24 protein-coding genes are annotated in these 26,673 nt (G+C 53.7%); 11 read left to right on the forward strand and 13 right to left on the reverse strand.

What is annotated here, in order from left to right; genetic code table 11:
• From ssuB to ssuE, 5 genes are read right to left on the reverse strand one after another with little or no spacing between them, the layout of a single operon-like run.
• A complete protein-coding gene (gene ssuB / locus OGV50_RS11265) occupies nt 1-768 on the reverse strand; it encodes an aliphatic sulfonates ABC transporter ATP-binding protein (RefSeq protein WP_200092396.1) in 768 nt (255 codons plus the stop codon).
• Entirely contained in the window at nt 765-1,556 is a 792-nt protein-coding gene (ssuC, locus tag OGV50_RS11270) for an aliphatic sulfonate ABC transporter permease SsuC (protein ID WP_012132983.1), read from the reverse strand. The genes ssuB and ssuC overlap by 4 nt, the downstream gene beginning before the upstream one ends.
• An 11-nt stretch (nt 1,557-1,567) precedes the next feature.
• Nucleotides 1,568-2,713 carry an FMNH2-dependent alkanesulfonate monooxygenase gene (ssuD, locus tag OGV50_RS11275; RefSeq protein ID WP_286488542.1) on the reverse strand — a complete coding sequence of 382 codons (1,146 nt, stop codon included), beginning with the start codon at nt 2,711-2,713 and terminating at the stop codon, nt 1,568-1,570.
• Entirely contained in the window at nt 2,710-3,684 is a 975-nt protein-coding gene (locus OGV50_RS11280; RefSeq protein WP_286488543.1) for a sulfonate ABC transporter substrate-binding protein, read from the reverse strand. The genes ssuD and OGV50_RS11280 overlap by 4 nt, the downstream gene beginning before the upstream one ends.
• Nucleotides 3,677-4,252: an NADPH-dependent FMN reductase gene (gene ssuE / locus OGV50_RS11285; RefSeq protein WP_012132980.1), complete on the reverse strand. Its 576-nt coding sequence runs from the start codon at nt 4,250-4,252 to the stop codon at nt 3,677-3,679. The genes OGV50_RS11280 and ssuE overlap by 8 nt, the downstream gene beginning before the upstream one ends.
• 243 nt (nt 4,253-4,495) lie before the next feature.
• On the opposite strand from ssuE, the gene pyrD reads away from it, so the two are divergent.
• Both pyrD and zapC read left to right on the forward strand, forming a co-directional pair.
• Nucleotides 4,496-5,506 carry a quinone-dependent dihydroorotate dehydrogenase gene (gene pyrD / locus OGV50_RS11290; RefSeq protein ID WP_049009865.1) on the forward strand — a complete coding sequence of 337 codons (1,011 nt, stop codon included), beginning with the start codon at nt 4,496-4,498 and terminating at the stop codon, nt 5,504-5,506.
• A 170-nt stretch (nt 5,507-5,676) separates the two neighbouring features.
• Entirely contained in the window at nt 5,677-6,219 is a 543-nt protein-coding gene (gene zapC, locus OGV50_RS11295) for a cell division protein ZapC (RefSeq protein WP_024130474.1), read from the forward strand.
• Here zapC and OGV50_RS11300 read toward each other — a convergent pair.
• Nucleotides 6,216-7,325 carry a YcbX family protein gene (locus tag OGV50_RS11300; RefSeq protein WP_200092410.1) on the reverse strand — a complete coding sequence of 370 codons (1,110 nt, stop codon included), beginning with the start codon at nt 7,323-7,325 and terminating at the stop codon, nt 6,216-6,218. The two genes, zapC and OGV50_RS11300, sit on opposite strands and share 4 nt — an antisense overlap.
• Nucleotides 7,326-7,478: 153 nt before the next feature.
• Here OGV50_RS11300 and rlmKL point away from each other — a divergent pair, with 153 nt between their 5' ends.
• The 6 genes from rlmKL (at nt 7,479) to rmf (ending at nt 15,404) form a co-directional block, all read left to right on the forward strand.
• The gene (gene rlmKL / locus OGV50_RS11305) at nt 7,479-9,587 is read left to right on the forward strand and encodes a bifunctional 23S rRNA (guanine(2069)-N(7))-methyltransferase RlmK/23S rRNA (guanine(2445)-N(2))-methyltransferase RlmL (protein WP_200092425.1); all 2,109 of its coding nucleotides are present in this window, start codon (nt 7,479-7,481) and stop codon (nt 9,585-9,587) included.
• A gap of 12 nt (nt 9,588-9,599) precedes the next feature.
• Nucleotides 9,600-11,507 (forward strand): ABC transporter ATP-binding protein, encoded by a 1,908-nt coding sequence (locus tag OGV50_RS11310; protein WP_024130472.1) that lies wholly within the window; start codon nt 9,600-9,602, stop codon nt 11,505-11,507.
• A gap of 14 nt (nt 11,508-11,521) precedes the next feature.
• Nucleotides 11,522-12,775: a membrane integrity-associated transporter subunit PqiA gene (gene pqiA / locus OGV50_RS11315; protein WP_024130471.1), complete on the forward strand. Its 1,254-nt coding sequence runs from the start codon at nt 11,522-11,524 to the stop codon at nt 12,773-12,775.
• Between the two features lie 4 nt (nt 12,776-12,779).
• Nucleotides 12,780-14,420 carry an intermembrane transport protein PqiB gene (gene pqiB, locus OGV50_RS11320; RefSeq protein ID WP_286488544.1) on the forward strand — a complete coding sequence of 547 codons (1,641 nt, stop codon included), beginning with the start codon at nt 12,780-12,782 and terminating at the stop codon, nt 14,418-14,420.
• Nucleotides 14,417-14,980: a membrane integrity-associated transporter subunit PqiC gene (pqiC, locus tag OGV50_RS11325; protein WP_115609413.1), complete on the forward strand. Its 564-nt coding sequence runs from the start codon at nt 14,417-14,419 to the stop codon at nt 14,978-14,980. The genes pqiB and pqiC overlap by 4 nt, the downstream gene beginning before the upstream one ends.
• Nucleotides 14,981-15,236: 256 nt before the next feature.
• Nucleotides 15,237-15,404: a ribosome modulation factor gene (gene rmf, locus OGV50_RS11330; RefSeq protein WP_012905338.1), complete on the forward strand. Its 168-nt coding sequence runs from the start codon at nt 15,237-15,239 to the stop codon at nt 15,402-15,404.
• 142 nt (nt 15,405-15,546) lie between these two features.
• On the opposite strand, the gene fabA is transcribed toward rmf, so the two are convergent.
• Both fabA and OGV50_RS11340 read right to left on the reverse strand, forming a co-directional pair.
• On the reverse strand, nt 15,547-16,065 hold the full coding sequence (gene fabA / locus OGV50_RS11335) for a bifunctional 3-hydroxydecanoyl-ACP dehydratase/trans-2-decenoyl-ACP isomerase (RefSeq protein ID WP_012132970.1): 519 nt from the start codon (nt 16,063-16,065) through the stop codon (nt 15,547-15,549).
• Nucleotides 16,066-16,133: 68 nt separating this feature from the next.
• A complete protein-coding gene (locus OGV50_RS11340) occupies nt 16,134-17,894 on the reverse strand; it encodes an AAA family ATPase (RefSeq protein WP_104868827.1) in 1,761 nt (586 codons plus the stop codon).
• Between the two features lie 185 nt (nt 17,895-18,079).
• On the opposite strand from OGV50_RS11340, the gene matP reads away from it, so the two are divergent.
• Nucleotides 18,080-18,532, forward strand: coding sequence for a macrodomain Ter protein MatP (matP, locus tag OGV50_RS11345; protein WP_012132968.1), 453 nt, complete (start codon nt 18,080-18,082; stop codon nt 18,530-18,532).
• Nucleotides 18,533-18,606: 74 nt separating this feature from the next.
• Here matP and ompA read toward each other — a convergent pair whose 3' ends face one another.
• Complete coding sequence (gene ompA / locus OGV50_RS11350) at nt 18,607-19,653, reverse strand: porin OmpA (protein ID WP_047463714.1); 1,047 nt, start codon at nt 19,651-19,653, stop codon at nt 18,607-18,609.
• A gap of 355 nt (nt 19,654-20,008) precedes the next feature.
• Nucleotides 20,009-20,518 (reverse strand): SOS-induced cell division inhibitor SulA, encoded by a 510-nt coding sequence (gene sulA, locus OGV50_RS11355; protein ID WP_012132966.1) that lies wholly within the window; start codon nt 20,516-20,518, stop codon nt 20,009-20,011.
• A 216-nt stretch (nt 20,519-20,734) separates the two neighbouring features.
• On the opposite strand from sulA, the gene OGV50_RS11360 reads away from it, so the two are divergent.
• Nucleotides 20,735-21,358 (forward strand): TfoX/Sxy family DNA transformation protein, encoded by a 624-nt coding sequence (locus OGV50_RS11360; RefSeq protein ID WP_200092428.1) that lies wholly within the window; start codon nt 20,735-20,737, stop codon nt 21,356-21,358.
• On the opposite strand, the gene yccS is transcribed toward OGV50_RS11360, so the two are convergent.
• Nucleotides 21,327-23,474: a YccS family putative transporter gene (gene yccS, locus OGV50_RS11365; RefSeq protein WP_024130467.1), complete on the reverse strand. Its 2,148-nt coding sequence runs from the start codon at nt 23,472-23,474 to the stop codon at nt 21,327-21,329. The two genes, OGV50_RS11360 and yccS, sit on opposite strands and share 32 nt — an antisense overlap.
• An 18-nt stretch (nt 23,475-23,492) precedes the next feature.
• Nucleotides 23,493-23,939, reverse strand: a complete 447-nt coding sequence (locus OGV50_RS11370; protein ID WP_012132963.1) for a YccF domain-containing protein — start codon at nt 23,937-23,939, stop codon at nt 23,493-23,495.
• A 123-nt stretch (nt 23,940-24,062) separates the two neighbouring features.
• On the opposite strand from OGV50_RS11370, the gene helD reads away from it, so the two are divergent.
• Nucleotides 24,063-26,117, forward strand: coding sequence for a DNA helicase IV (gene helD / locus OGV50_RS11375; protein WP_200092430.1), 2,055 nt, complete (start codon nt 24,063-24,065; stop codon nt 26,115-26,117).
• 31 nt (nt 26,118-26,148) lie between these two features.
• On the opposite strand, the gene mgsA is transcribed toward helD, so the two are convergent.
• Entirely contained in the window at nt 26,149-26,607 is a 459-nt protein-coding gene (mgsA, locus tag OGV50_RS11380; protein ID WP_012132960.1) for a methylglyoxal synthase, read from the reverse strand.
• Between the last annotated feature and the right edge of the window lie 66 nt (nt 26,608-26,673).

Below are 26,673 nucleotides of genomic sequence, written 5' to 3' on the forward strand. Positions count from 1 at the left end.
TTAACCGTGCTTGCGTAGCGGAGCCTCATTTTCGCCACGTTGCATCACCCGACCCAACACTTCCGCTTCCAGTTCCGCTAAACGTACCGTCCCCAGACGGCGTGGCCTCGCGATATCCACCGTCAAGTCCAGACCAATTTTCCCGTCCTCGATCAACAGAACCCGATCGGCCATCGCCACGGCCTCGCTGACGTCATGCGTGACCAGCAGCACTGTAAAACCGTGTTCTTGCCATAACGAGACGATCAAATCCTGCATTTCCAGCCGGGTCAGGGCATCCAGCGCGCCGAGAGGTTCATCCAGCAGCAGTAATCCCGGGCGGTGGATCAGCGCGCGGGCCAGCGCGACACGCTGTTTCTGCCCGCCGGACAGCGCCGCAGGCCACTCCGCCGCCCGGTTTTCGAGACCGACCGCCGCCAGCGCCTGACGCGCCGCATCCCGCCAGCCGCCTTTCAGACCCAATCCAACATTATCGATCACCGACTTCCACGGCAGCAGGCGCGCATCCTGGAACATCATACGCGTGTCGTCCTGGATCTCGGCCAGCGGCGTTGTTCCGGCAAGCAATTCGCCAGCCGTAGGGGATTCCAGACCGGCCAGCAGACGCAGCAGCGTACTTTTCCCGCCACCGCTGCGTCCAACCACCGCCACAAATTGCCCGGCGGGAATATGCAGATCCAACTGGTTCAGCACCGTGTTGTCAGCATATTGTTTGGTTACCGCGTTGAGCAGTAGCGGCGTTCCCTGATTAAGACGAGCGGTATTCATACGGTTGCCTCTTTCGTGTAATAAGCAGGATTCCAGCGCAGCCAGACGCGCTCTAACAGCTGCGCGCTGACGTCGGCGAGTTTACCGAGCAGGGCATACAAAATAATCGCGACCACGACGATGTCCGTTTGCAGGAATTCCCTGGCGTTCATCGCCAGATAGCCGATCCCGGCGTTCGCCGAAATGGTTTCCGCCACAATCAGCGTCAGCCACATCAACCCGAGCGCAAAACGGACGCCAACCATAATAGAGGGCAGGGCGCCGGGAAGGATCACATGCACAAACAGCGGGAAGCCGGATAAGCCATAGCTGCGAGCCATCTCCACCAGACCTCGATCGATATTACGAATCCCATGCCAGGTATTGATATAAATCGGAAACAGCGTTCCCAGCGCCACGAGAAAAATCTTCGCGCTTTCATCAATCCCGAACCATAAAATCACCAGCGGGATCAGCGCCAGGTGCGGCACGTTACGCAGCATTTGTACTGAAGTATCCAGCAGACGTTCTCCCCACCGCGACAAACCGCTGATCAGCCCCAGCGTCAGACCGATAGAACCGCCAATTGAAAAGCCGATGAAAGCGCGCCACGAACTAATGGCCAGATGCTGCCAGAGTTCGCCGCTGGCGGAGAGTGTCCAGAATGCCGCGATCACCCCTTCGGGAGAGGGGAGTATGCGGGTTGACAACCAGCCCATCGAAGAGGCTATTTGCCAGACCGCCACGATGCCCACCGGTAAAAACCAGGGGGCAACGCGCAATAACCATTTGTTTGTGGGCGTTGCCATTGGCGTACTCCTTAACTCTGCGCGGCTTTACGGGGGATAAATTCATTGGCAACCGCTTCGCCTTGCTGATGCAGAGGCTGCGGCTGTGGAATTTCCGGGATGGCGACGTCCAGATGCGGGAACAGCAGTTCGCCTACGTTGTAGGCTTCTTCCAGATGCGGATAACCGGAGAGCACAAAACTGTCGATACCCAGCGCCGCGTACTCATTAATACGTGCGGCGACGGTCGGGCCATCACCCACCAGGGCGGTTCCCGCGCCGCCGCGCACCAGCCCGACGCCTGCCCACAAGTTAGGGCTGATCTCCAGTTGATCACGTTTACCGTTATGCAGCGCGGCCATCCGGTGCTGACCGACAGAATCCGTTCTGGCGAATGCGGCTTGCGCTTTGGCGATCGTATCGTCATCCAGGTGAGCAATCAGGCGATCGGCCGCACGCCAGGCCTCTTCATTGGTTTCACGCACAATGACGTGCAGGCGGATGCCGAAACGGATTTTACGCCCGCGAGCCGCCGCTTTGGCGCGTACCTGTTCAATTTTCTCTTTTACCTGCGCAGGCGGTTCGCCCCAGGTAAGATAGAGATCGACCTGCTCAGCGGCGAGATCCTGCGCGACATCCGATGAACCGCCAAAATAGAGCGGTGGATACGGTTGCTGAATGGCAGGGAAGAACAGTTTTGCGCCACGAACATGAATATGTTTACCGTTGAAGTCCACCATCTCGCCTTGCAGCAGGCGTCGCCATACCTGCGTAAACTCGGATGAGGCTTCATAGCGTTCGGTGTGGTCAAGGAAGACGCCGTCACCGGCCAGCTCCTGCGGATCGCTACCGGTAACCAGATTAAACAGCGCGCGGCCATTGGAGAGTCTGTCCAGCGTTGCGGCCTGACGGGCGGCAACCGTTGGCGACGTGACGCTTGGGCGCAGGGCGACCAGGAATTTCAGTCGCTGTGTGACCGGAATCATTGAGGCGGCAACCAGCCAGGCGTCTTCGCAGGAACGCCCGGTTGGGATCAATACGCCCGTAAAGCCCAGGCGGTCCGCCGTTTGCGCGATTTGTTGCAGGTAACCGTGATCGACCGGGCGCGAGCCTGCTTCGGTTCCCAGATAATGCCCGTCACCGTGGGTAGGTAAAAACCAGAACATATTCAGGCTCATAATTTTGCTCCTTCTTGTTGAGTGGGCTGCCAGATACGCTGGCGAATATCGATTTTTTTCGGCACCAGACGGTTGTCGTAAAACAGATCGGCGGTTTGCTGCTGCAAGGTAGCGACAGAGGCGCTCACCGGCGTAATGGTGGTTAGCGGGCGATGATCCAGATAGGTGGCAATCACCGGTTCAGGCAATCCCATCGTTTTCGCCAGCAGGGTGATACTTTGTTCACGCTGGCTTATTGTTAACGCATCGGCCTGGCTGAAGGTGTCCAGAACGCCCTGAATGAAGCTGCCGTTCTTTTCGGCATAAGGGCGCGCCGCCAGATAGAACGAACCGGTTTGTTTCAGGTCGGTCCCGTCTTTCAGGACGCGAACGCCACCCTGTAACAGCGCAGCGGAATAGTAAGGGTCCCAGATTGCCCACGCATCGACATTCCCTTGCTGGAACGCGGCGCGGGCGTCTGCTGGCGTCAGGTATGTGGCCTGGATATCGGTAAATTTAAGTCCGGCCTGTTGCAGTGCGCGCAACAGCAGATTGTGCGAACTGGAACCTTTCTGGAAGGCGACTTTGTGTCCTTTCAGATCCGCGACGGTTTTTATCGGACTGTTTTCAGGGACGAGAATGACCTCGGCTTTTGGTTTGGGAGGCTCAACGCCAACATAAACCAGGTCCGCCCCGGCAGCCTGCGCAAAAATAGGGGGGATATCGCCGGTACTGCCGAGATCGATACTGCCGACATTCAATGCCTCCAGCATTTGCGGGCCCGCCGGGAACTCAACCCAGGAGATTTTGGTTTGCGGGTAACGCTTCTCCAGCAGTTGGTAGCTTTTCGCCAGCACCATACTGATGCTGCCTTTCTGATAGCCGATGCGCAGTGCGTCAGGCGCTGACTCTGCCGCGTGTGACCAGGCCGAAAGCGAGAGCAATCCGGCCAGCGCCAGCCATTGAGGACGATGTCTGAAAAATTTAAACATGGGCAACGCCTCGTGGTGAATGAATGACGGGAACCGGCACATCGCGGCGGTGCAACGCTTGCCAGAATGTTTCAAGCGCGCTGTCAAGGCGATGTTGTAAGTTAGGGGTGAACTGCGGTTTATGCTGGTAATCAATCACCTGGGAATCGTCGGCAAACACGCCGTGCAGGATCTCTTGTGCTTTCAGCGCGCTCAGCACCGGCTTGAGCGCGTAGTCAACGGCCAGTAAATGGGCGACAGTACCGCCGGTTGCCAGCGGTAATACGGCTTTGCCTTCCAGCGCTCGTTCAGGAAGCAGGTCGAGCAACGTTTTTAACGCCCCGGAATAGGCGGCTTTATAAACCGGCGTTGCGACGATCAGTCCGTCTGCATCCTGTAATTGTTCAATAAATGTTTTTAACGCCGGGCTGTCGAAACGCGCATATAGCAAGTCTTCGGGGTCAAAGTTATGCAAATTCCAGTGGCTGACTTCGACGTCCAGACTGTTCAGTTTTTCCCGGGAATATTCCAGTAACGCACTGGAACGAGAGGGAAAGCGTGGGCTTCCCGCCAGAGTGATGACGCGCATAATCTCAATCTCCCCTTATAACTAATTATTCGATTTTCATTAACATTGATAACAATTTGTGCAGTCTGACAGAGAGATTTTGTTTACCGAAATGATTTATGCGGGATAGAAAAGTTGGAAATTGAATAAAAAGAGGACAACAAGGAAAACGATTGCTATTTATTGCCGCAAGTCAATTCCCTTTTTGCTGGATATCGCACATAATACGCCCCCGGTCTGCACACCGGGAATCCAGGAGAGTTCATGTACTACCCCTTCGTTCGTAAAGCCCTTTTTCAGCTCGATCCAGAGCGCGCTCATGAATTTACGTTTCAGCAATTACGCCGTGTAACAGGCACGCCGCTGGAAGCGCTTGTCCGACAGAAAGTCCCTGCGAAGCCAGTAAGCTGCATGGGGCTGACATTTAAGAATCCGCTCGGCCTTGCTGCGGGTCTGGATAAGGACGGAGAGTGCATCGATGCTCTGGGCGCAATGGGATTCGGATCGATTGAGATCGGAACCGTGACGCCGCGCCCTCAGCCTGGTAACGATAAGCCGCGCCTTTTCCGCCTGGTTGATGCCGAAGGGTTGATCAACCGGATGGGCTTTAATAATTTGGGCGTTGATAACCTGGTAGAGAATGTCAAAAAAGCGCATTTCGACGGTATCCTCGGAATTAATATCGGCAAAAATAAAGATACGCCGGTAGAGAATGGCAAAGATGACTATCTGATTTGTATGGAAAAAATCTATGCATATGCCGGTTATATCGCCATTAATATCTCTTCGCCAAATACCCCAGGGTTACGTACGCTACAATATGGCGAGGCGCTGGATGATTTGCTGACGGCAATTAAAAATAAGCAAAATGATCTCCAGACGATCCACCATAAATATGTTCCGATCGCGGTAAAGATCGCCCCGGATCTTTCTGAGGACGAATTGATCCAGGTGGCCGACAGTTTAGTTCGCCATAATATTGATGGTGTGATTGCGACAAATACGACGCTCGATCGTTCTCTGGTTCAGGGAATGAAAAATTGCGATGAAACGGGTGGTTTAAGCGGTCGACCATTACAGTTAAAAAGTACAGAAATTATTCGCCGACTGTCCCAGGAATTGAAAGGACAGTTACCGATTATTGGCGTCGGCGGGATAGATTCTGTCATCGCGGCGCGTGAGAAGATGGCTGCTGGCGCTACGCTGGTACAAATTTATTCCGGCTTTATTTTTAAAGGCCCGCAACTGATTAAAGAAATCGTTACCCATATTTGATTCTTTTCTCTCATTATCAGACAACCAGGGCTTTATTTCCGGCCCTGGTTGTTTTATATTCCTTCATTGTTGCTTATTTAAACATTTTAGGCTTTGCTTATTAAGGTAATAAACGAAGCGGTGAAAAAGGACATTTTTGCAACAGGGTGATGGAAACGGGAGAGAGTACAATGCGAATTAAACCTGACGATAACTGGCGCTGGTATTATGATGAAGAGCATGACCGAATGATGCTCGATTTAGCCAATGGCATGTTATTTCGCTCGCGCTTTGCTCGCAAAATGCTCACGCCGGATGCATTTTCGCCGTCTGGTTTTTGTGTCGATGACGCCGCGCTCTATTTCTCTTTTGAAGAAAAATGTCGCGACCTCGAATTATCGAAAGAACAAAAAGCGGAACTGGTGCTCAATGCGCTGGTGGCGATCCGTTATCTGAAACCACAGATGCCAAAAAGCTGGCATTTTGTCGCACACGGCGAGATCTGGACGCCAACGGTGGGTGATGCCGCCTGCGTGTGGCTTAGCGACACCGAAGAACAGGTGAATTTACTGGTGGTTGAGCCGGGTGAAAACGCGGCGCTGTGCCTGCTGGCCCAGCCCGGTGTCGTCGTGGCTGGACGCACTATGCAGCTCGGCGATGCGATTAAGATCATGAACGACAGACTGAAGCCGCAACAGCGACTCGCCAGCTTCAGCCTTGAACAAGCGGTTTAATTTCCCAGCCTGAGCGCGGTTTTTGGCACGCAGCTACAGCTAAGAATCGTTCCGTCATCGTTAATCGCTGATTTTTTCAGCGGACTCACTTCGCCTTCCAGCAGCGTTATCCGGCAACTGCCGCAGATCCCGGCCCGACATGAATAAGGGATGCGGATACCCTGATTCTCCAGTTGTTCAAGCAGCACCTGTTGGTTATTCCCACGAAAGGTTTGCCCCTGCCAGTCGATAGTGACTGTCGTATCAGGCTGTTTTTCCGGCGCCACCGCATCATCAGAATTTGCGGCGCCATAAGGTTTGGCGGGGGCGGTTGCGAGAATGTCAACCTCATCGCCTACGCGAATGACGCCGCTGTTACGCGCAATCAGGTTCTGCCCGAAATCAACATCGCCGTTGTCCTGCGCCGTGCGAAAGGCTTGCAAGGTTGCCAGCGGCTCACCCGTTGGGTGCTTTTGCCCTTTCTCAGGGCTGACGGTGGTGAAAATACAACGGCTGCATGGTTTTGCGACATCAAAGACGACGTCGCCGATACGAATGACCTTCCAGGTGTCTTCTTCCCAGGGCGCCGCGCCGGAAACGACCAGATTGGGGCGAAACTGTTCTATTTTCACGCCAGCCGGGCAACGCTGCTGTAAGTCGCGCAGTGAGGCCTCGTTGGCCAGCAGAAAGGGATAACCATCGGCAAATGACAACGGCACATCGTCGCGGCGTTTGACTCTGCGCGTAAGTTGGGAGCCGACCCAGCGTAATTGCACGTCACGGGAAAAGAATCCGCTTAACCACTGATTTATCGCGTCCGGGGCGATACGGGCAGTAAAATGGTTTCCCCAGACTTCGGTTGGCGCATCCTGCGCGGCGAAATCAGCAAAGCGTACCACCACGCTGCTGCCATCCGGGGCGCTAAGATGTAATCCGTCGTGTAGCGGAGAAGGCGTAAAGCGCACCATTTGCGGAAACTGGCGGGCGGTAATAAAGGTGCCATCAGGTTCAGTAACCATAAAGATACGATCGAAAGCCAGGCCACTGATGTCTGCCAGCGCATGCGTCAGGCCGATGCCGCGCATCGATTTGACCGGATGAATAAAAAGCCGGGTTAACGTCACCACTGTACAGCCCTCGAACGAAAATAAGCTTTCAATCTTATGACATGAGCGCCAGATTAGCTATATAAGCCCCATCCTTCACGCTTGTCGCTGCGAGGCAACGCGAAAGATTTTGTGTATAATGCGCAGCAATTTTCTTAGAGTAAAAGTGACAATATGAATTCTCTGTTTGCCAGTACGGCCCGCGGGCTGGAAGAGCTGTTAAAAACTGAACTTGAAAACCTGGGCGCTGCGGATTGCCAGGTGGTTCAGGGTGGTGTCCATTTTCAGGGCGACACGCGGCTTGTGTACCAGAGTTTAATGTGGAGCCGCCTGGCCTCGCGCATTATGCTGCCGATGGGAGAGTGCAAGGTCTACAGCGATTTAGACCTGTACCTCGGCGTGCAGGCAATCAACTGGACAGAGATTTTTAATCCAGATGCCACCTTTGCCGTGCATTTTAGTGGGCTGAACGACACCATTCGCAACAGCCAGTATGGTGCGATGAAAGTAAAGGATGCGATTGTTGATGCGTTCACGCGTAAAAACCTGCCGCGTCCTAATGTCGATCGTGAATCTCCAGATATTCGCGTTAACGTCTGGCTGAACAAAGACACTGCCAGCATTGCCCTCGATCTGAGCGGCGATGGCCTGCACCTGCGCGGCTATCGCGATCGTACCGGTCTGGCGCCAATTAAAGAGACGCTGGCGGCGGCCATCGTGATGCGTTCCGGCTGGCAGCCGGGAACGCCGCTGCTCGACCCGATGTGTGGTTCCGGTACGCTGCTGATCGAGGCCGCAATGTGGGCGACCGATCGCGCGCCGGGTCTGCATCGTGGTCACTGGGGCTTTAGCGGCTGGGCGCAGCATGATGAGGCTATCTGGCAGGAAGTCAAAGCAGAAGCGCAAACCCGCGCCCGTAAAGGGCTTGCGGAATATAGCTCGCATTTTTATGGTTCTGACAGCGATGCCCGCGTGATTGAACGTGCGCGCAGCAACGCCCGTCGCGCAGGCATCGGTGAGTTGATTACCTTCGAGATAAAAGATGTCGCCCAACTGAGCAACCCGCTGCCGAAAGGGCCGTACGGTACGGTAATCAGCAACCCGCCGTATGGTGAGCGTCTGGACAGCGAACCGGCGCTGATTGCGCTGCACAGCCTGCTGGGGCGCACCATGAAAAATCAGTTCGGCGGCTGGAGCCTGTCGCTGTTCAGCGCCTCGCCGGATCTGCTGAACTGCCTGCAACTGCGCGCGGATAAGCAATTCAAGGCCAAAAACGGCCCGCTGGACTGCGTGCAGAAAAACTATCATCTGGCGAAAAAAACGCCAGACAGCAAGCCTGCGACGGTGGCGGAAGATTACGCCAACCGCCTGCGCAAAAATATTAAGAAGCTGGAGAAATGGGCGCGCCAGGAAGGGATCGAATGCTATCGCCTGTATGATGCCGATCTGCCGGAATACAATGTGGCGGTCGATCGCTACGGCGAGTGGGTGGTGATTCAGGAATATGCGCCGCCGAAAACGGTTGATGCGCAGAAAGCGCGTCAGCGTCTGTTCGACATCATCGCCGCCACGCTGTTGGTACTGGAGATGGCGCCGAATAAACTGGTGTTAAAAACCCGTGAGCGCCAGAAAGGCAAAAGCCAGTATCAAAAGATGAACGAGAAAGGTGAGTTCATTGAAGTCAGCGAATATAACGCGCGTTTATGGGTTAACCTGACCGACTATCTTGATACCGGTCTGTTCCTCGATCACCGTATTGCACGCCGGATGCTGGGTCAGATGAGCAAAGGCAAAGATTTCCTTAACCTGTTCTCCTATACCGGCAGCGCCAGCGTACATGCTGGGCTGGGCGGCGCACGCAGCACCACTACGGTGGACATGTCGCGTACCTATCTGGAGTGGGCTGAACGTAACCTGCGTCTGAACGGGCTGAGCGGCCGTGCGCATCGCCTGATTCAGGCCGATTGCCTGGGCTGGCTGCGTGAGGCGAATGAACAGTTCGATCTGATTTTTATCGATCCACCGACGTTCTCCAACTCAAAACGGATGGACGAGTCGTTTGATGTGCAGCGCGATCACCTGGTGTTAATGAAAGATCTGAAACGTCTGCTGCGCAAAGGGGGCACGATCATGTTCTCCAACAACAAACGCGGATTCCGTATGGATCTGGACGGCCTGGCGGCGCTGGGACTGAAAGCACAAGAAATTACGCAAAAAACGCTTTCTCAGGACTTTGCCCGTAATCGTCAGATCCACAACTGCTGGCTGATTACCGCAGCCTGAAAGGAAAAGTAAATGTCATTAATCAGTATGCATGGCGCATGGCTGTCGTTTAGCGACGCGCCGCTTCTCGATAACGCAGAGCTGCATATCGAGGATAACGAACGCGTGTGCCTGGTGGGCCGTAATGGCGCCGGGAAGTCAACGCTGATGAAGATCCTCAACCGCGAACAGGGACTGGATGACGGACGCATCATTTACGAGCAGGATCTGATCGTCGCGCGTCTGCAACAGGATCCGCCGCGTAATGTCGAAGGCAGCGTTTATGATTTCGTTGCGGAAGGGATCGAGGAGCAGGCTGAATACCTGAAACGTTACCACGATATTTCCCGCCTGGTGATGACCGACCCCAGCGATAAAAATCTCAATGAGATGGCGCGGGTGCAGGAACAGCTCGACCACCACAACCTGTGGCAACTGGAAAACCGTATTAATGAAGTGCTGGCGCAGCTTGGACTCGATCCTAACGCGGCGCTCTCTTCGCTTTCCGGCGGCTGGCTGCGTAAAGCGGCGCTGGGCAGGGCGTTGGTCAGCAACCCTCGCGTATTGCTGCTGGATGAGCCGACCAACCACCTGGATATTGAAACGATCGACTGGCTGGAAACGTTCCTGAAATCTTTCAACGGGACGATTATTTTCATTTCCCACGACCGTTCGTTTATCCGCAATATGGCTACCCGCATCGTCGATCTCGATCGCGGCAAACTGGTTTCTTATCCGGGAGATTACGATCAGTATCTGCTGGAGAAAGAAGAAGCCCTGCGCGTGGAAGAGTTACAGAATGCCGAGTTTGATCGCAAACTGGCGCAGGAAGAAGTCTGGATCCGCCAGGGTATTAAAGCGCGCCGTACCCGCAATGAAGGTCGCGTACGCGCCCTGAAAGCGATGCGCCGCGAGCGCAGCGAACGCCGTGAAGTGATGGGGACGGCGAAGATGCAGGTCGAAGAAGCGGCCCGCTCCGGCAAGATTGTTTTCGAAATGGAAAACGTCAGCTATCAGGTTGACGGCAAGCAGCTGGTAAACGATTTCTCCGCGCAGGTGCAGCGTGCCGACAAGATTGCTTTAATTGGCCCTAACGGCTGCGGGAAAACCACGTTGCTGAAACTGATGCTGGGCCAGCTTCAGGCGGACAGCGGACGTATTCATGTCGGCACGAAGCTGGAAGTGGCTTATTTCGATCAGCATCGCGCAGAACTGGATCCCGATAAAACCGTAATGGATAACCTTGCTGAAGGTAAGCAAGAGGTGCTGGTTAACGGTAAGCCGCGTCATGTGCTGGGCTATCTTCAGGACTTCCTGTTCCATCCTAAGCGCGCCATGACGCCGGTTCGCGCCCTGTCTGGCGGAGAACGTAACCGTCTCTTACTGGCTCGTTTGTTCCTGAAACCCAGCAATTTGCTGATTCTCGATGAACCGACTAACGATCTGGACGTTGAAACGCTGGAACTGCTGGAAGAGTTGATTGACGGCTATCAGGGAACTGTCCTGCTGGTGAGCCATGACCGTCAGTTTGTGGATAACACCGTGACCGAGTGCTGGATCTTCGAGGGCGGCGGTAAGATTGGTCGCTATGTCGGCGGATACCATGATGCGCGTGGTCAGCAGGAACAGCATCTGGCGTTTAAACAACCCGTCGTCAAGAAAACTGAGGAAGTGGTTGCCCCGAAAGCAGAAATTGTAAAGCGCGGCAGTAACAAACTAAGCTATAAACTGCAACGCGAACTGGAACAGCTCCCCCAGTTACTGGAAGAGCTGGAGGCCAAACTGGAAGCGTTGCAGGCGCAGGTGGCGGATGCCGCCTTTTTCAGCCAACCGCATGATCATACGCAAAAAGTTCTGGCCGATTTGAGTCACGCAGAGCAGGAACTTGAACAAGCCTTTGAGCGCTGGGAGTATCTTGAAGCCTTGAAGAATGGCGCATAATTAAAGGAGCGCATATGTGCGAACATCATCATGCTGCGAAGCACATTTTATGCTCGCAATGTGACATGCTGGTGGCGTTGCCCCACCTTGAGCATGGGCAGAAAGCGGCATGTCCAAGATGTGGCACAACGCTGACGACCGAGTGGGACGCGCCAAGGCAGCGTCCCACCGCCTATTCGTTAGTGGCGTTGTTTATGCTGTTGCTTTCCAATCTTTTCCCTTTCGTGAATATGAACGTCGCGGGTGTGAGGAGCGAAGTCACGCTGCTTGAAATCCCCGGCGTCATGTTTTCGGAAAATTACGCCAGCCTTGGCACCTTCTTTTTGCTGTTTGTCCAGTTGGTTCCGGCTTTTTGTCTGGTGACGATATTATTGCTTGTGAATCGCGTCGAATTGCCGCTACGTGTGAAAAAGGTTCTGGCGCGCGTGCTGTTCCAGCTAAAAACCTGGGGAATGGCGGAGATCTTCCTCGCAGGCGTGCTGGTCAGTTTTGTTAAGCTGATGGCTTACGGGGATATCGGGGTTGGAAGCAGTTTTATTCCGTGGTGTTTTTTCTGCATCCTGCAATTGCGCGCGTTTCAGTGCGTCGATCGCCGTTGGTTATGGGACGATATTACGCCGATGCCTGTGCTGGCGCAGCCGCTGAAACCTGGCGTTACCGGCATCCGCCAGGGACTGCGTTCCTGCTCCTGCTGTACGGCCATTCTCCCGGAGAATGAATTAGTGTGTCCGCGCTGTCATGCAAAGGGTCATGTGCGACGCAAAAACAGCCTGCAATGGACGCTGGCTCTGTTATTTACGTCGATCATGCTTTATCTGCCCGCGAATATCATGCCGATCATGATCACCGATTTATTGGGATCGAAGATGCCTTCTACGATCCTCGCCGGGGTCGTTTTGCTCTGGAGTGAAGGGTCTTATCCGGTGGCGGCGGTTATTTTTATTGCCAGTATTATGGTGCCAACGCTAAAAATGATTGCGATTGCCTGGCTGTGCTGGGATGCGAAAGGGCATGGCAAACGCGACAGTGAAAGAATGCACCTGATTTATGAGGTGGTGGAATTTGTTGGCCGCTGGTCAATGATTGATGTGTTTGTAATTGCCGTACTCTCTGCGCTGGTGCGCATGGGGGGGTTAATGAATATTTATCCAGCGATGGGTGCATTGATGTTTGCTTTAGTCGTCATTATGACAATGTTTTCTGCGATGACCTTTGATCCGCGTCTGTCGTGGGATCGTGAACCTGAACCAGGCCATGAGGAGTCCTGACAGTATGGAATCTAAAAATGGGGAAGCCAAAGTGCAGAAGGTAAAAAACTGGTCTCCCGTGTGGATATTCCCTATCGTCACTGCGCTGATTGGGGCATGGGTGCTGTTTTATCACTACAGCCATCAGGGGCCTGAAGTCACCTTGATCACCACGAATGCTGAAGGTATTGAAGGCGGTAAGACCACCATCAAGAGCCGTAGCGTGGATGTGGGGGTGGTGGAAAGCGCGACGCTGACCGACGATCTTACGCATGTAGAGATCAAGGCCAGACTGCATTCCGGCATGGAAAAACTGCTGCACAAAGATTCGGTCTTTTGGGTGGTGAAACCGCAGGTCGGGCGTGAAGGGATCAGCGGCTTAGGCACGTTGCTGTCCGGGGCTTATATTGAGTTGCAGCCGGGGACGAAAGGTAACAGGCTGGAGGATTACCAGTTGCTGGATTCCCCACCTCTGGCGCCGCCAGATGCGAAAGGCATCCGCGTTATTCTTGACAGCAAAAAAGCCGGGCAGCTCAGTCCGGGCGATCCGGTGCTTTTCCGTGGTTACCGCGTTGGCTCGGTTGAAACCAGCACCTTCGATCCGCAAAAACGCTCCATCAGCTATCAACTCTTCATTAATGCGCCAAACGATCGGCTGGTGACCAGCAACGTCCGTTTCTGGAAGGACAGCGGTATTGCGGTGGATCTGACTTCTGCCGGTATGCGGGTTGAAATGGGATCGCTAAGCACGCTGTTTGGCGGTGGCGTGAGCTTTGACGTGCCGGAAGGGCTTGAACTGGGGCAGCCGGTTGCGGAAAAAACTGCTTTCAGCCTGTATGACGATCAGCGAAGCATTCAGGATTCGCTGTATACCGACCACATCGACTATCTGATGTTCTTTAAAGATTCGATTCGCGGCCTGCAACCGGGCGCACCGCTGGAGTTTCGCGGGATTCGCCTGGGTACGGTCAGCAAAGTGCCTTTCTTTGCGCCGAATATGCGTCAGGTGTTTAACACTGACTACCGTATTCCGGTGCTGGTACGCATTGAGCCGGAACGCCTGAAAGCACAATTGGACGAAGAGACGGATGTCGGCGCGCATCTGGCCGAACTGCTCAAACGCGGCCTGCGCGGTTCACTGAAAACGGGCAATCTGGTGACCGGCGCGCTGTATGTTGATCTGGACTTCTATCCGAAAGAGCCGCCAATTACGGGCATTCATGAGTTTAACGGTTATCAGATCATCCCGACGGTAAGCGGCGGTCTGGCGCAAATCCAGCAGCGTCTGATGGAAGCGCTGGATAAAATTAATAACCTGCCGCTGAACCCGATGATTCAACAGGCGACCAATACGCTGTCGGAAAGCCAGCGGACGATGAAGCATCTGCAAACCACGCTGGATAATATGAACAAGATTACCTCCAGCCAGTCGATGCAGCAGCTTCCGGCGGATATGCAGAACACCTTGCGCGAACTGAACCGCAGCATGCAGGGCTTCCAGCCTGGCTCCGCGGCGTATAACAAGATGGTGGCGGATATGCAGCGTCTTGATCAGGTTCTCCGCGAACTGCAACCGGTATTGAAAACGCTGAACGAAAAGAGCAACGCGCTGGTATTTGAAGCGAATGACAAGAAAGATCCAGAGCCGAAGAGGGCGAAACAATGAAAAAGTGGCTAGTGGTGATGATGGCGTTCTGGTTAACGTCATGTAGCAGTAGCGGAGAAAACAAGAGCTACTACCAGCTACCCGTCGCGCAAGGGGGCGTACAGAGTACGGCAAGCCAGGGAAACCGCTTATTGTGGGTGGAACAGGTTTCAGTGCCGGACTACCTGGCGGGCAACGGCGTGGTGTATCAAACCAGTGATGTGCAGTACGTGATTGCGAGTAACAATCTTTGGGCCAGCCCGCTGGACCAGCAGTTGCGCAATACGCTGGTGGCGAATCTGAGCGCCCAGCTTCCGGGCTGGGTGGTTGCCTCACAGCCGCTGGGCAGCGTGCAGGATACGCTTAACGTGACGGTGATGGGATTTCATGGCCGTTATGATGGCAAAGTTATCGTAAGCGGGGAGTGGCTGCTGAACCATCAGGGGCAGTTGATTAAGCGCCCATTCCACATCGAAACCGCGCAGCAGCAGGACGGGTATGACGAAATGGTCAAGGTGCTGGCAGCCGCCTGGAATCAGGAAGCCGCCGCTATCGCTCAGGCGCTGAAGCAAATACCATAAGTTAAAAATATTGTAAATTTAACCGCTTTCGGCACGTCGCCGGGGGCGGTTTTTTTGTTTTTCTGCCCGGTGAAAATAGCTGTTCTGGCTCACAATTTTTGTACAAATGATTTATTGAGTAGCTCACAAATATGACAATGGCGTGAATTTTGCGCATTGACGGGACAACTTTTTCGCGGTATTCGTTTACTGTGATTGCACATTTCGTAATCACTGTTTTCTTTTCCACCAGACATGAAGATGAGGGAAACGAGGCATGAAGAGACAAAAACGAGATCGCCTGGAACGGGCACATCAACGTGGATATCAGGCCGGCATTGCCGGACGCTCAAAAGAAATGTGTCCCTATCAGACGCTGAATCAGAGGTCGCACTGGCTGGGAGGTTGGCGAGAAGCCATGGCGGACAGGGTAGTAATGGCCTGATTCTGTCTCTTTAGAAAAAAGAAACCTCCGCAGTGCGGAGGTTTCGCCTTTTTACAGGCAGGTCAGATAACGTGGTTATGCTGCCATCCGGCAATGACGCCGCGCTTATGGCAACGCTTATCAGACCTGGAAATATCCGCGATCAGAACGCTGACGTGTCCTGGAACAGACCTACTTTCAGGTCGTTGGCGGTGTAGATCAGACGGCCATCAACCAGAACTTCGCCATCCGCCAGACCCATGATCAGACGACGGTTAACGATACGTTTGAAGTGAATACGGTAGGTCACTTTCTTCGCGCTTGGCAGAACCTGACCGGTAAATTTCACTTCACCTACGCCCAGCGCACGGCCTTTACCTTCGCCGCCCAGCCAGCCGAGATAGAATCCAACCAACTGCCACATTGCGTCCAGACCCAGGCAGCCCGGCATAACCGGATCGCCGATAAAGTGGCATCCGAAGAACCAGAGATCTGGATTGATATCCAGCTCAGCTTCAACATAACCTTTGTCGAAGTTACCGCCAGTCTCTGTCATTTTGATGACACGGTCCATCATCAGCATGTTTGGTGCCGGCAGTTGTGGGCCTTTAGCGCCAAACAGTTCACCGCGACCAGAGGCAAGAAGGTCTTCTTTTGTATAGGATTCGCGTTTATCTACCATGTTCTCTGTAAGCCTTATTTTATTGAAGCACGCAGGATAGCTAACACGTGTACGCTGAACAAGTCCGATCAGTTCGGTATAAACCAGTTTAGCCAACGTAGCGGCCAGGGAAAACGATGACGTCCTTCCTGTTGTGTAGCCTGGGCAATACGTTCCTGGATGGTCTGCATCAATGTTGTCTGACCTTCGCCATCCCACACCAGATTAAGCAGAAGCGGCAGTGCGTCTGTTACGTCGTCTACCGCCCAGATGCTGAATTTCTCTTCTTCCACGGCCTGCAACAGCGCAGGCTGGAGGCTGAGGTGTCTCACGTTAGCCGCCGGAATAATAACGCCTTGTTTACCCGTCAGTTCACGCTGCTGACAAATTGTGAAAAAGCCTTCAATTTTTTCATTCAGGCCGCCAACAGGCTGGGCGCGTCCAAACTGATCGACGGAACCGGTAATCGCGATATTTTGATTAACCGGCACGTTGGACAGAGCGCTGATCAATGCGCACAGTTCTGCCATTGAGGCGCTGTCGCCATCCACTTCACTATAGGACTGTTCAAAGGTTAGCGAGGCGGAGAACGGGATTTGCTGTTCAAGCTGTAGTTCCGACATCAGGAAAGCCTGCATGATCATCATCCCCTTGGCATGAATGTTACCGCCAAGCTCGGCTTTTCGCTCGATGTCCGTGAATTCACCGTCGCCAATATGAACGACGCAGCTGATACGTGAAGGCTCGCCAAACGCGCGCGGATGGCCGGGAAATTCAATGACGGAAAGGGCGTTAATCTGACCAATGCGCTCGCCTTCCGTTTCAATCAGGATCTGCTCTTGCAGGATTTCGTCCTGCATGCGCTCCGCAAGATAGCCTTCACGCCATTCGCGTTGGGCAAGCATCAGAGCGAGCTGTTCGGCGCTGCATGTCCCGTCCTGGCACAACGGCGCGGCTTCTCTGAACTGGCGGGAAATCCATAGCGGACACAGTGGAAGCGTGTCCTGTTCTCCCGTGTAGCGAACGGCTTCGCGTACCAGCACTTGCCAGGCATCAGGCGTTGGCGCTGGCAGATTATTGCGTTTAAGCGTGTGCTGAACCCACTGACACCACTGGGTCATGGTTTCGGCATCCACTATTTGCAGATTATCTTCAAATTCGCTGTAAATCGCCTGTTCAGCCAGTTCCGGCTCCATTTCCTGGAAGTCGGCTAACGATTCACGTTCGCCGACCAACACGACTTTCAGCTTGAGCGGCATAGACGGCACAGAGACCGGCAACGGACGCGACTCGTCAAACGCGACCCAGTCGAATCGGTTATGGCTGACAATCGCCTTCAGACGCATCCACAGCAACGGCTGCGCCAGAAGGGTGCGTAAGGAGATCACCAGAACGCCGCCGTTAGCCTGATGCACCAGACCCGGTTGCAGCGTAATTTCGCCGTTAAACTGGCGCAGACAGCCAAACAGCTGTTCGGCTTCAACCCAGTCAGCGCTGACAACCTGCGCCGACGTGGCAAAATTGTCTTCTGCTTTTTCTGCTGCGCGATAACGGATGGTGTGGCCCGAAATTTCGTAATGGCCCCCGGTCAGCTGACCGGCATCGGCTTGCAACGTTCTGGCCGCATCAGAAAGGAGAGTGAGATACTCGGGCTCTTCCGGCGCTTTCGCCAGCATAAAAGAGGACGACGCCCAGGGCTGGAGAAGTTGTTCCAGCGCAAATTGCAGTCGCGGTTGAGTATCGCTGAGTAGGGTGGCGCTTTCGTCAGTAAAGTGTGGCTGTGCAAATATTTCCTGATAACTGTCGGTATCAGGAACCAGATCACGCCATGCAAGTTTCGTAATGGTCAAAGTTGAGGTTTTTTAGTCTGTTGTAAAAAACGCGATTATACCGTAACAGGCAACGCTGCACACGCGGAAAGCGAATGTAAACGTGCAGGATGACGCGTGAGAGTTCACAGGCTGGATATTCTTTTCTTCAGATGCCCAAAAAACTGATATTCTGATAGGAGTTACACGGTAACGTTGAGAGCGCAATGAAATATCAACAACTTGAAAACCTTGAAAGCGGCTGGAAATGGAAGTATCTGGTGAAGAAGCACCGCGAAGGGGAGTTGATTACCCGGTACGTGGAAGCCAGTGCTGCCAAAGAAGCCGTTGATTTGTTGCTAACCCTCGAAAATGAACCGGTTCGGGTAAATGCCTGGATTGAAGAGCATATGAATCCTGCGCTGTTAAACCGTATGAAGCAGACCATACGAGCACGGCGTAAACGACACTTTAATGCCGAGCATCAACATACGCGCAAGAAGTCTATCGATCTGGAGTTTATTGTCTGGCAGCGTCTGGCGGGACTCGCGCAGCGACGTGGCAAAACGCTTTCAGAAACGATTGTGCAGTTGATTGAAGATGCGGAACATAAAGAGAAATACGCCAGCAAGATGTCGACCCTGAAGCAGGATTTGCAGGCATTACTGGGGAAAGAGTAGCGGTTCGTTTCTTCTTTCTTCTGGTTTCAGACGAAAAAAACCCCGCAGTGCGGGGTTTTTTATTAGACGGAAACTTAAGCCTGCGGCTGAGTTACAACGTCTTTAACGCCTTTAACTTCGATCTCAACGCGACGATCCGGGGCCAGGCAGTCGATCAGTGCAGCGCGAGCTTTCACGTTGTCACAGGTGTTGCCAGTAACCGGGTTGGATTCGCCCATACCACGTGCGGAGATTTTGTCAGCCGGGATACCTTTGGAGATCAGGTAATCAACAACAGACTGAGCACGTTTTTCGGACAGACCCTGGTTGTAAGCGTCGGAACCGATACGGTCAGTGAAGCCCAGAACCACGACGGAACCGTCTTTCGGGTCCAGGTTGCTCAGCTGGCTGTACATCTGATCCAGAGCCTGCTGGCCTTCTGGTTTCAGCGTTGCTTTGTTGAAGTTGAACAGAACGTCAGACTTCAGAGTGAAGTGCTTGGTCTGTACTTCTGGAGCCGGTGCCGGAGCTGGAGCAACCGGAGCTGCTTCTTCCTGCTGGCCGAAACGGTAGGAAACACCAACGCTCAACAGGCCGTTATCTGGACGACCGCCAACGGTGTTTGCGTCGCCGATGTTGTTAGTCCACTGGTATTCCAGACGGGTAGCGATGTCACGCGTTACAGCGTACTCTACGCCACCAGCGAATACTGGGGAAACACCGGTATCGTGATCTTTGAAGCCAGTGTTGTTCTGAGCGTCTGCGCGCCAAACCATACCACCCAGACGGGTGTAGACATCCAGATCGTCAGTGATCGGATAACCCAGTTTAGCAGTCAGCTGAACGCCCTGAGCTTTGAATGCACCGTTTTGAGTGTTGCCTTTGTATGGCATACGACCTAACCAGTCGTAACCCATTTCAAAACCAACGTACGGGTTTACCTGATAACCACCGAACGCACCGGCACCCAGTTGGCTTTCATGGGTCGGGCCGTTGTTGTCGATCTGGTTGTTGCCAACATCATGGAACTGAGACCAGCCCAGTTTGGCACCAGTGTACCAGGTGTTATCTTTCGGAGCGGCCTGCGCTACGGTAGCGAAACCAGCCAGTGCCACTGCAATCGCGATAGCTGTCTTTTTCATTTTTTGCGCCTCGTTATCATCCAAAATACGCCATGAATATCTCCAACGAGATAACACGGTTAAATCCTTCACCGGGGGATCAGCTCAATAGTTACTCTACCGATATCTGCGGCTTATGCCGAGCACCCCTGGCGATGTAAAGTCTACAACGTAGTTGAAAACTTACAAGTGTGAACTCCGTCAGGCATATGAAAAAAAAAGGCTTGTATACATAATATTTAACATTTCCTGCTGAGAAATCGCTCAGCGAAAATCGCGGAAACCGCTTCTGACAAGCATTCACACACAAAAAGTATTAAGCTTCAGAGCAGATCAAAGAGCAGAAAAAAAATTCCAGGATAAATCCTAATTTCACTCAATGATATAAATTTGAGTGAATTTTTAGCCCGGAATGGTGTCTCGTGGCATGAGCGTGTGCGCTCACAGGACGCATGATAAATCCCATCGCATTTCCCTCATCTGCCGCTTGCGCAAGCCGGGTGTGTTCTTCTTCACTGAGCTCATCCGCCAGCCAACCGATAACGACGCTGTAGTTGCCCGTCCGCAATGCGCGAATCATCGACTCCAGCGTATGGCATGGAGAAAGTTGGCTAATCTGCATCACTTTTGTTAAAGGCAGCCCCGCAGATTGAACCCATTCCCGGCTCAGCTTTTGTTGCGGCGTCAGCCAGAGCTGCCAGCGTGATTGCTGACCTAGTTGTTGCAGCAGCGGTAAAAGCAGTAATTGCGTCATCATGGGCTGGTCCTCGCGATAGACCACTTCGCTAATAAGCCCGGCGGTGGTGTTCTCTGAAGAGACGCGCGCAATGCTGCCCGCAGTGGAAGAGAACAACGAAGAACGATTTGCATAGCCTGAAGTGTACATAATCAATCCAGCCCTGTGAGTTACTGTATGGATATACAGTAACCCTGCCGCCAATAAAGATCAACCCTATTTTCGGAAACAAACTCGCAATTTTTATCTGTTGTCACCGTAAAAATGAAATTCATCTTGCTCACTGAGAATAAGTTGCCTATTTTCGTCATTAACGGATCTGTTACTGCAAATCATTCTTTTACTTTATGATTTAAAAGGGATTTTATGAAATTACGTTCCTATGACAAGATCTATAAATCACAAGAATATTTAGCCTCTCTGGGCACGGTTCACTATCGTTCGCTGTTTGGTAGCTACAGCCTGACAATCGAGGATACGGTGTTTGCGATGGTGGCTGAGGGAGAGCTATACCTGCGCGCCTGTGAGCAAAGCGTCGCGTATTGCGTGAAGCATTCCCCCGTCTGGTTAACATTTATGAAACGTGGCCGTCCCGTTATGTTGAATTATTACCGGGTGGATGAAAGCTTATGGCGCGATCAACAACAGCTGGTGCTTTTATCGCAGTATTCGCTGGATGCAGCCATAAAAGAAAAACGTACCCGTTTTTCACAACGTCGATTGAAGAATCTGCCAAACGTGACGTTTCATCTGGAGAACCTTCTGCATGAGGCCGGAATTAATGATGAAAACACATTGCGGATACTCGGCGCAAAAATGTGTTGGCTGCGGCTAAGAGAGAGCAATAAGCTGCTGACGGTGAAAACTCTCTATGCGTTAGAAGGGGCAATCGCTGGCATACATGAAGCGGCGCTCCCGGCGGTACGCCGCCAGGAGCTTGCTGAGTGGGCGCAGTCGCTTACGCCGGAGCACCAGAAGGCGACGGCGTGATTTGCCGCTGTAAACGACCGATCTCAGGCAGTAATGCAATGAGCAGGCCGACTTGTTGCACCACCAGGGGTTCTTTACTGTCTGGTTTTGGCTCCAGGTGCTGAATCCGCTCTTTCAGGCTTGCCAGCTCCTGGTGAACGCGCTGTTCATCGGCGGGTTGATGGTGAAGCGCATCATCGACATAACACACAGCATCATCCAGCAGCGCCAGGACATCCGGGTTGGTGAGCTGTTCGCGATGCGCGCCCAGAGCAGAGATATAGCTGGTAAAGGTATGATTGAGGCAGAGTAACCGGAACGCCGCTTCACGAGTTTCGGCAGTGACGTCGGGTTCGCTGGACATATTCGACACCACCGAGGCCAGCTCGGCATCGCGGTTGTGGGCGTCACGGCGGGCAATGCGGTAGGCCAGCCGGTTATCCCGCCCCTGATGATACTGCTCAAGGATCGCGTCCAGGTAGCGGCAGTTTGCATCCGTGGCCCGTTGCAGGACACACGGCAGGTTACGAAAGCGCCAGTCGGGCCAGATAAAGCTGACGGCGGCCCACGCGATCGCACAGCCGATCAGCGTATCGATCACGCGCGGCAAGGCAACTTCGAAGCCTTCCCCCAGCAGGTTAAAACAGAGTAGCACCAGCAGGGTGATGAACATCGTCGCATGGGCATACTGTACGTTTCGAAAAGCAAAAAACAGTACGCCGGTGATAACCAGCAGTATCAACTGGCCTTCAAGCGAGGGGACAAACCACAAGATTGGTATACCAATGGCGACGCCGACCAGCGTCCCGATGACCCTCAGCGCCAGCCGGTGCCGCGTGGCGTTATAGTTAGGCTGGCAGACGAACAGGCTGGTGAGCAGGATCCAGTAACCGTGAGTCATGCCGGTAATCTGGATCAGCGCGTAACCGACGCAGAGCACCAGCGACATACGCACCGCGTGGCGAAATAGCGCTGAATCGGGAGTGAAGTTACGGCTCAGACGTAGCCAGATATCGCTGAACCCATGAGGACTGTCGTCGGCAAGCAGGTTTTCTGATTCGCTGCGCGGCATTGCCTGCGCCTGCTCGGATTCAATTGTCGCCAGTTGCGCATCAATCGCCCGCAGATTGGACAATAAAAAGCCCAGTGTTTTGAGTAAGTCAGCAGATGCTCCAGCGGCGCGCATACGTTCGAGCGCCGCATCAATATGGGTAAACGCGCGCTCGAAGTGTGGATCATGCTGATAAGGCGTACGCAGTAATATACAGCGTGAGAGCTGCATACAGGCTTGCCCCTGCATCGACATCAGGCGCTGGAAACGGAACATCACGTCGCTGTGGCGGAAATGATCGCGCAACGTCTGATACTGAATATGCGATGAGCTTGCACGCTCGTGAATATCCTGCGCGACAAAATAGTAGTGCAGCGTGCGACGGGTTCCCCGTTGCCCCCGGTCGCCGCGTAAGCGGGTAAGAAGAGAGACTTTCGTCTGATTCAGCGTCGCCATCAGTTGTCCGTTGGCCAGCGCTAAATCATACAGCGGCGCCTGGCTTTCATCCTCGATATCCGGGTCAAACAAGCGCGACTTCAACTCCAGGTAGCGTGCCAGCTGTTCGTAGCTGCGCGCCAGATTATCCTGCAAGGGGCGAATCGGGAAGAGCAGATGCCCGGTCAGCGTCAGCAGGTTGTACCATACGGCGCCAGCAAGGAGCAGAATGGGCTGTTGATACCACTGGTCGTAAAGCGAGGTGCCCAGCATCGTGTAAATAGCGATAAGCAGCGCCCCGAAAGCAATGGTGGCGTAACGCTGCCCTAAACCGCCGAGCAGAATGAATCCGCTGGTAGAGAGCGTTAATCCAATCGCGAACAGCCACGGCCAGGGAAAGAGCAGTTCCACGGAAGCGGAGGCGATAAAAAAACAGATTAATGTGATGATTAAATTGCGCAGACGCCCGGTGAGACGATCATCCAGATCGGTCAGGGCGGCGGCGACCATACCGAGCGTTAACGGTATGGTGAGTTTGACATCGCCCAGCCACCAGGGCAGGGCCGTTGTGCCGCACAGCGCGATAAAAATGCGAACGTAATACAGCCAGGTGCTATTCCAGGTATAGCGTTTGAGCAAGGGACTTAACATAAAGGCCATCAGTCCTGATTACTCAAAGCGGCGACGCGCACTGGCTTCACGCGCCGCGCGAGCTGTCTCTACGGAAACCACACGGCGTCCTACCGGCCAGAGCGCAATGGCGGCGATTTTAAAATTCGCGATGCCGACGGGAATGCCGATGATCGTAATGCATTGCGCAATGCCGGAGGCGATGTGCATCAGGCAGAGCCACCAGCCAAAGACGATCAGCCAGAAAACATTGAGTACCGTACCGCCGGTATTCAACAACGTGCTTTTCCCTGCCGGGTTCAGCTCGTCAACATGAACGGCCTCATTGCCGTAGGGAAGCAGCGAAAGTTTTGTAATCTCCCAGCATGAGCGGGTTAACGGTAATGTGAAAATGAGCACGATGCTGACGAGTGTGGCCAGCAGCCAGGCCAGAGTGGTGGCAAAACCACCCAATACAAAATTTAAAATATTCAGAACAGTACGCATAAACCCTCGGCTAACTCTGGTTTTCTGTGATTGCAGGCAATTGTAACGTTTTTTTGGGCTGGAGCACGTTTTCTCTGGCGGTTACACTGACAAGAAATACTCTTCGTCTGGATTCGCTGAGTCATGGAACTGAAAGCAACTTCTCTTGGAAAACGTCTGGCGCAACACCCGTACGATCGGGCCGTTATTCTCAATGCCGGTATTAAAGTCTCGGGCGATCGCCACGAGTATCTTATTCCATTCAATCAGTTACTGGCTATTCATTGTAAACGGGGGCTGGTGTGGGGGGAGCTTGAGTTTGTCCTCCCGGATGACAAAGTGGTGCGTCTGCACGGTACTGAATGGGCAGAGACGCAGCGTTTTCATCACTACCTGGATGCGCACTGGCAGCGCTGGAGCCAGGAGATGAGCGAGGTGGCGGCCCGGGTTTTACAGGAACAACGGGATCTTATTGCCGAGCGAACCGGAGAAAAACGGTGGTTAACGCGCGAGCAAACGTCAGGATTACAGCAACACATTCGCCGCGCTTTTGCTGCATTACCGCTGCCGGTTAATCGCCTGGAGGAGTTTGAGAACTGCCGCGATGCCTGGCGTAGCTGTCTGGCATGGTTGAACGATATCGAGGGATGCCGCCAGCAGCATAATCAGGCCTATACCGAGGTGATGCTGACGGAATATGCCGACTTCTTCCAGAACATTGAGTCCTCGCCGCTGAATCCGGCGCAGGCCAGAGCCGTGGTCAATGGTGAACATTCTTTGCTGGTGCTTGCGGGAGCCGGGAGCGGTAAGACGTCTGTGCTGGTCGCGCGCGCAGGCTGGCTGTTAGCCAGGGGAGAAGCGGCGGCTGAGCAAATTCTGCTGCTGGCCTTTGGCCGCAAGGCCGCAGAAGAGATGGACGAACGCATTCGTGAAAGATTGCATACGGACGCGATCGCCGCCCGTACGTTCCACGCCCTGGCGCTGCATATCATTCAGCAGGGGAGTAAGAAAGTCCCGACCATCAGCAAACTGGAAAACGACGCTGCCGCGAGACATAAACTGTTTATCAAAACCTGGCGTCAGCAGTGCAGCGAGAAAAAAGCGCAGGCGAAAGGGTGGCGGCAGTGGCTGGAAGAGGAAATGCAATGGCCGCTGCCTGAGGGCAATTTCTGGGATGATGAAAAGCTACAGCGCCGTCTGGCCTCCCGGCTGGACCGTTGGGTGAGCCTGATGCGAATGCATGGCGGCGCTCAGGCTGAGATGATCGCCAGCGCGCCTGAAGAGATTCGCGATCTGTTCGGTAAGCGCATCAAATTGATGGCGCCGTTGCTGAAAGCGTGGAAAGGCGCGCTGAAAGAGGAGAACGCCGTCGATTTCTCAGGGCTTATCCACCAGGCGATCGTTATCCTGGAAAAGGGGCGTTTTATCAGCCCCTGGAAACATATTCTGGTGGACGAATTTCAGGATATCTCCCCGCAGCGTGCGGCGTTGCTGGCGGCGCTGCGCAAACAAAATTCGCATAGCACGCTGTTTGCCGTTGGCGATGACTGGCAGGCGATTTACCGTTTCAGCGGGGCGCAGCTCTCTTTAACGACCGCGTTTCATCACACTTTTGGCGAGGGCGATCGCTGTGACCTCGACACAACCTACCGTTTTAACGGGCGCATTGGCGAAATCGCCAATCGTTTTATCCAACAAAATCCGCATCAGCTTAAAAAGCCGCTTAACAGTCTGACGGCGGGCGATAAGAAAGCGGTAACGTTACTGGATGAAAACCAGCTGGATGCCTTGCTGGATAAGCTTTCAGGATATGCGAAAGAGGATGAGCGCATTCTGGTGCTGGCGCGCTACCACCATCTGAAGCCAGCCAGTCTTGAAAAAGCGGCGACCCGTTGGCCTAAGCTGCAACTGGATTTTATGACCATCCATGCCAGTAAGGGCCAGCAGGCTGACTATGTGATTATTGTCGGGCTACAGGAAGGCAGTGATGGTTTCCCGGCGCCTGCGCGCGAGTCGATTATGGAAGAAGCATTACTGCCGCAGGTGGAGGATTTCCCGGATGCGGAAGAGCGGCGACTGCTGTATGTGGCGCTGACGCGCGCCCGGCATCGGGTCTGGTTGTTATTTAACAAAGAGAATCCGTCGCGCTTTGTGGACGATCTTAAGCATCTGGACGTGCCGGTGGCGAGGAAGCCTTAAGAGCAGGCGGCTTGTGCCGCCTGTGGGAGCGTTATTTCAGGCGTTCAGCCAGGTAACGTTGATAATCCGGGATCAGGATATCCACGGCATCGTTAAAATGGGGAGACTGGACAATAAAGTCAGCCGTAGACGCGTTGGTGGCGACCGGAATGTTCCACACCGTAGCCAGACGCAGGAGCGCCTTCACATCTGGATCGTGCGGAACGGCATTGAGCGGGTCCCAGAAGAAAATCAGCACATCAATCTTCCCTTCAGAGATCAGGGCGCCGACCTGCTGATCGCCGCCCATCGGGCCGCTCAGCATTGCGTTAACGTTCATACCCGTGGCGCGTTGAATTAAGTTTCCGGTTGTGCCTGTGGCATAAAGCTCGTGCTTTTCCAGCAGCGGCTGGTGGCGTTCCACCCAGCTCATTAACATCTGTTTGCAGTGGTCGTGCGCCACCAGAGCAATGTGTTTGCGCGCAGGCAAGGTGCGAGTCGTCAGTTCCATAGTTCAATTCCGTAGTTAACCTTGCTACAGAGTACTGGAAGCGCTTGACGCTGCAAGAGAAAGACG

This window comes from Citrobacter sp. CK180, assembly GCF_030333655.1.
Classification (GTDB): Bacteria; Pseudomonadota; Gammaproteobacteria; order Enterobacterales; family Enterobacteriaceae; genus Citrobacter_B; species Citrobacter_B koseri.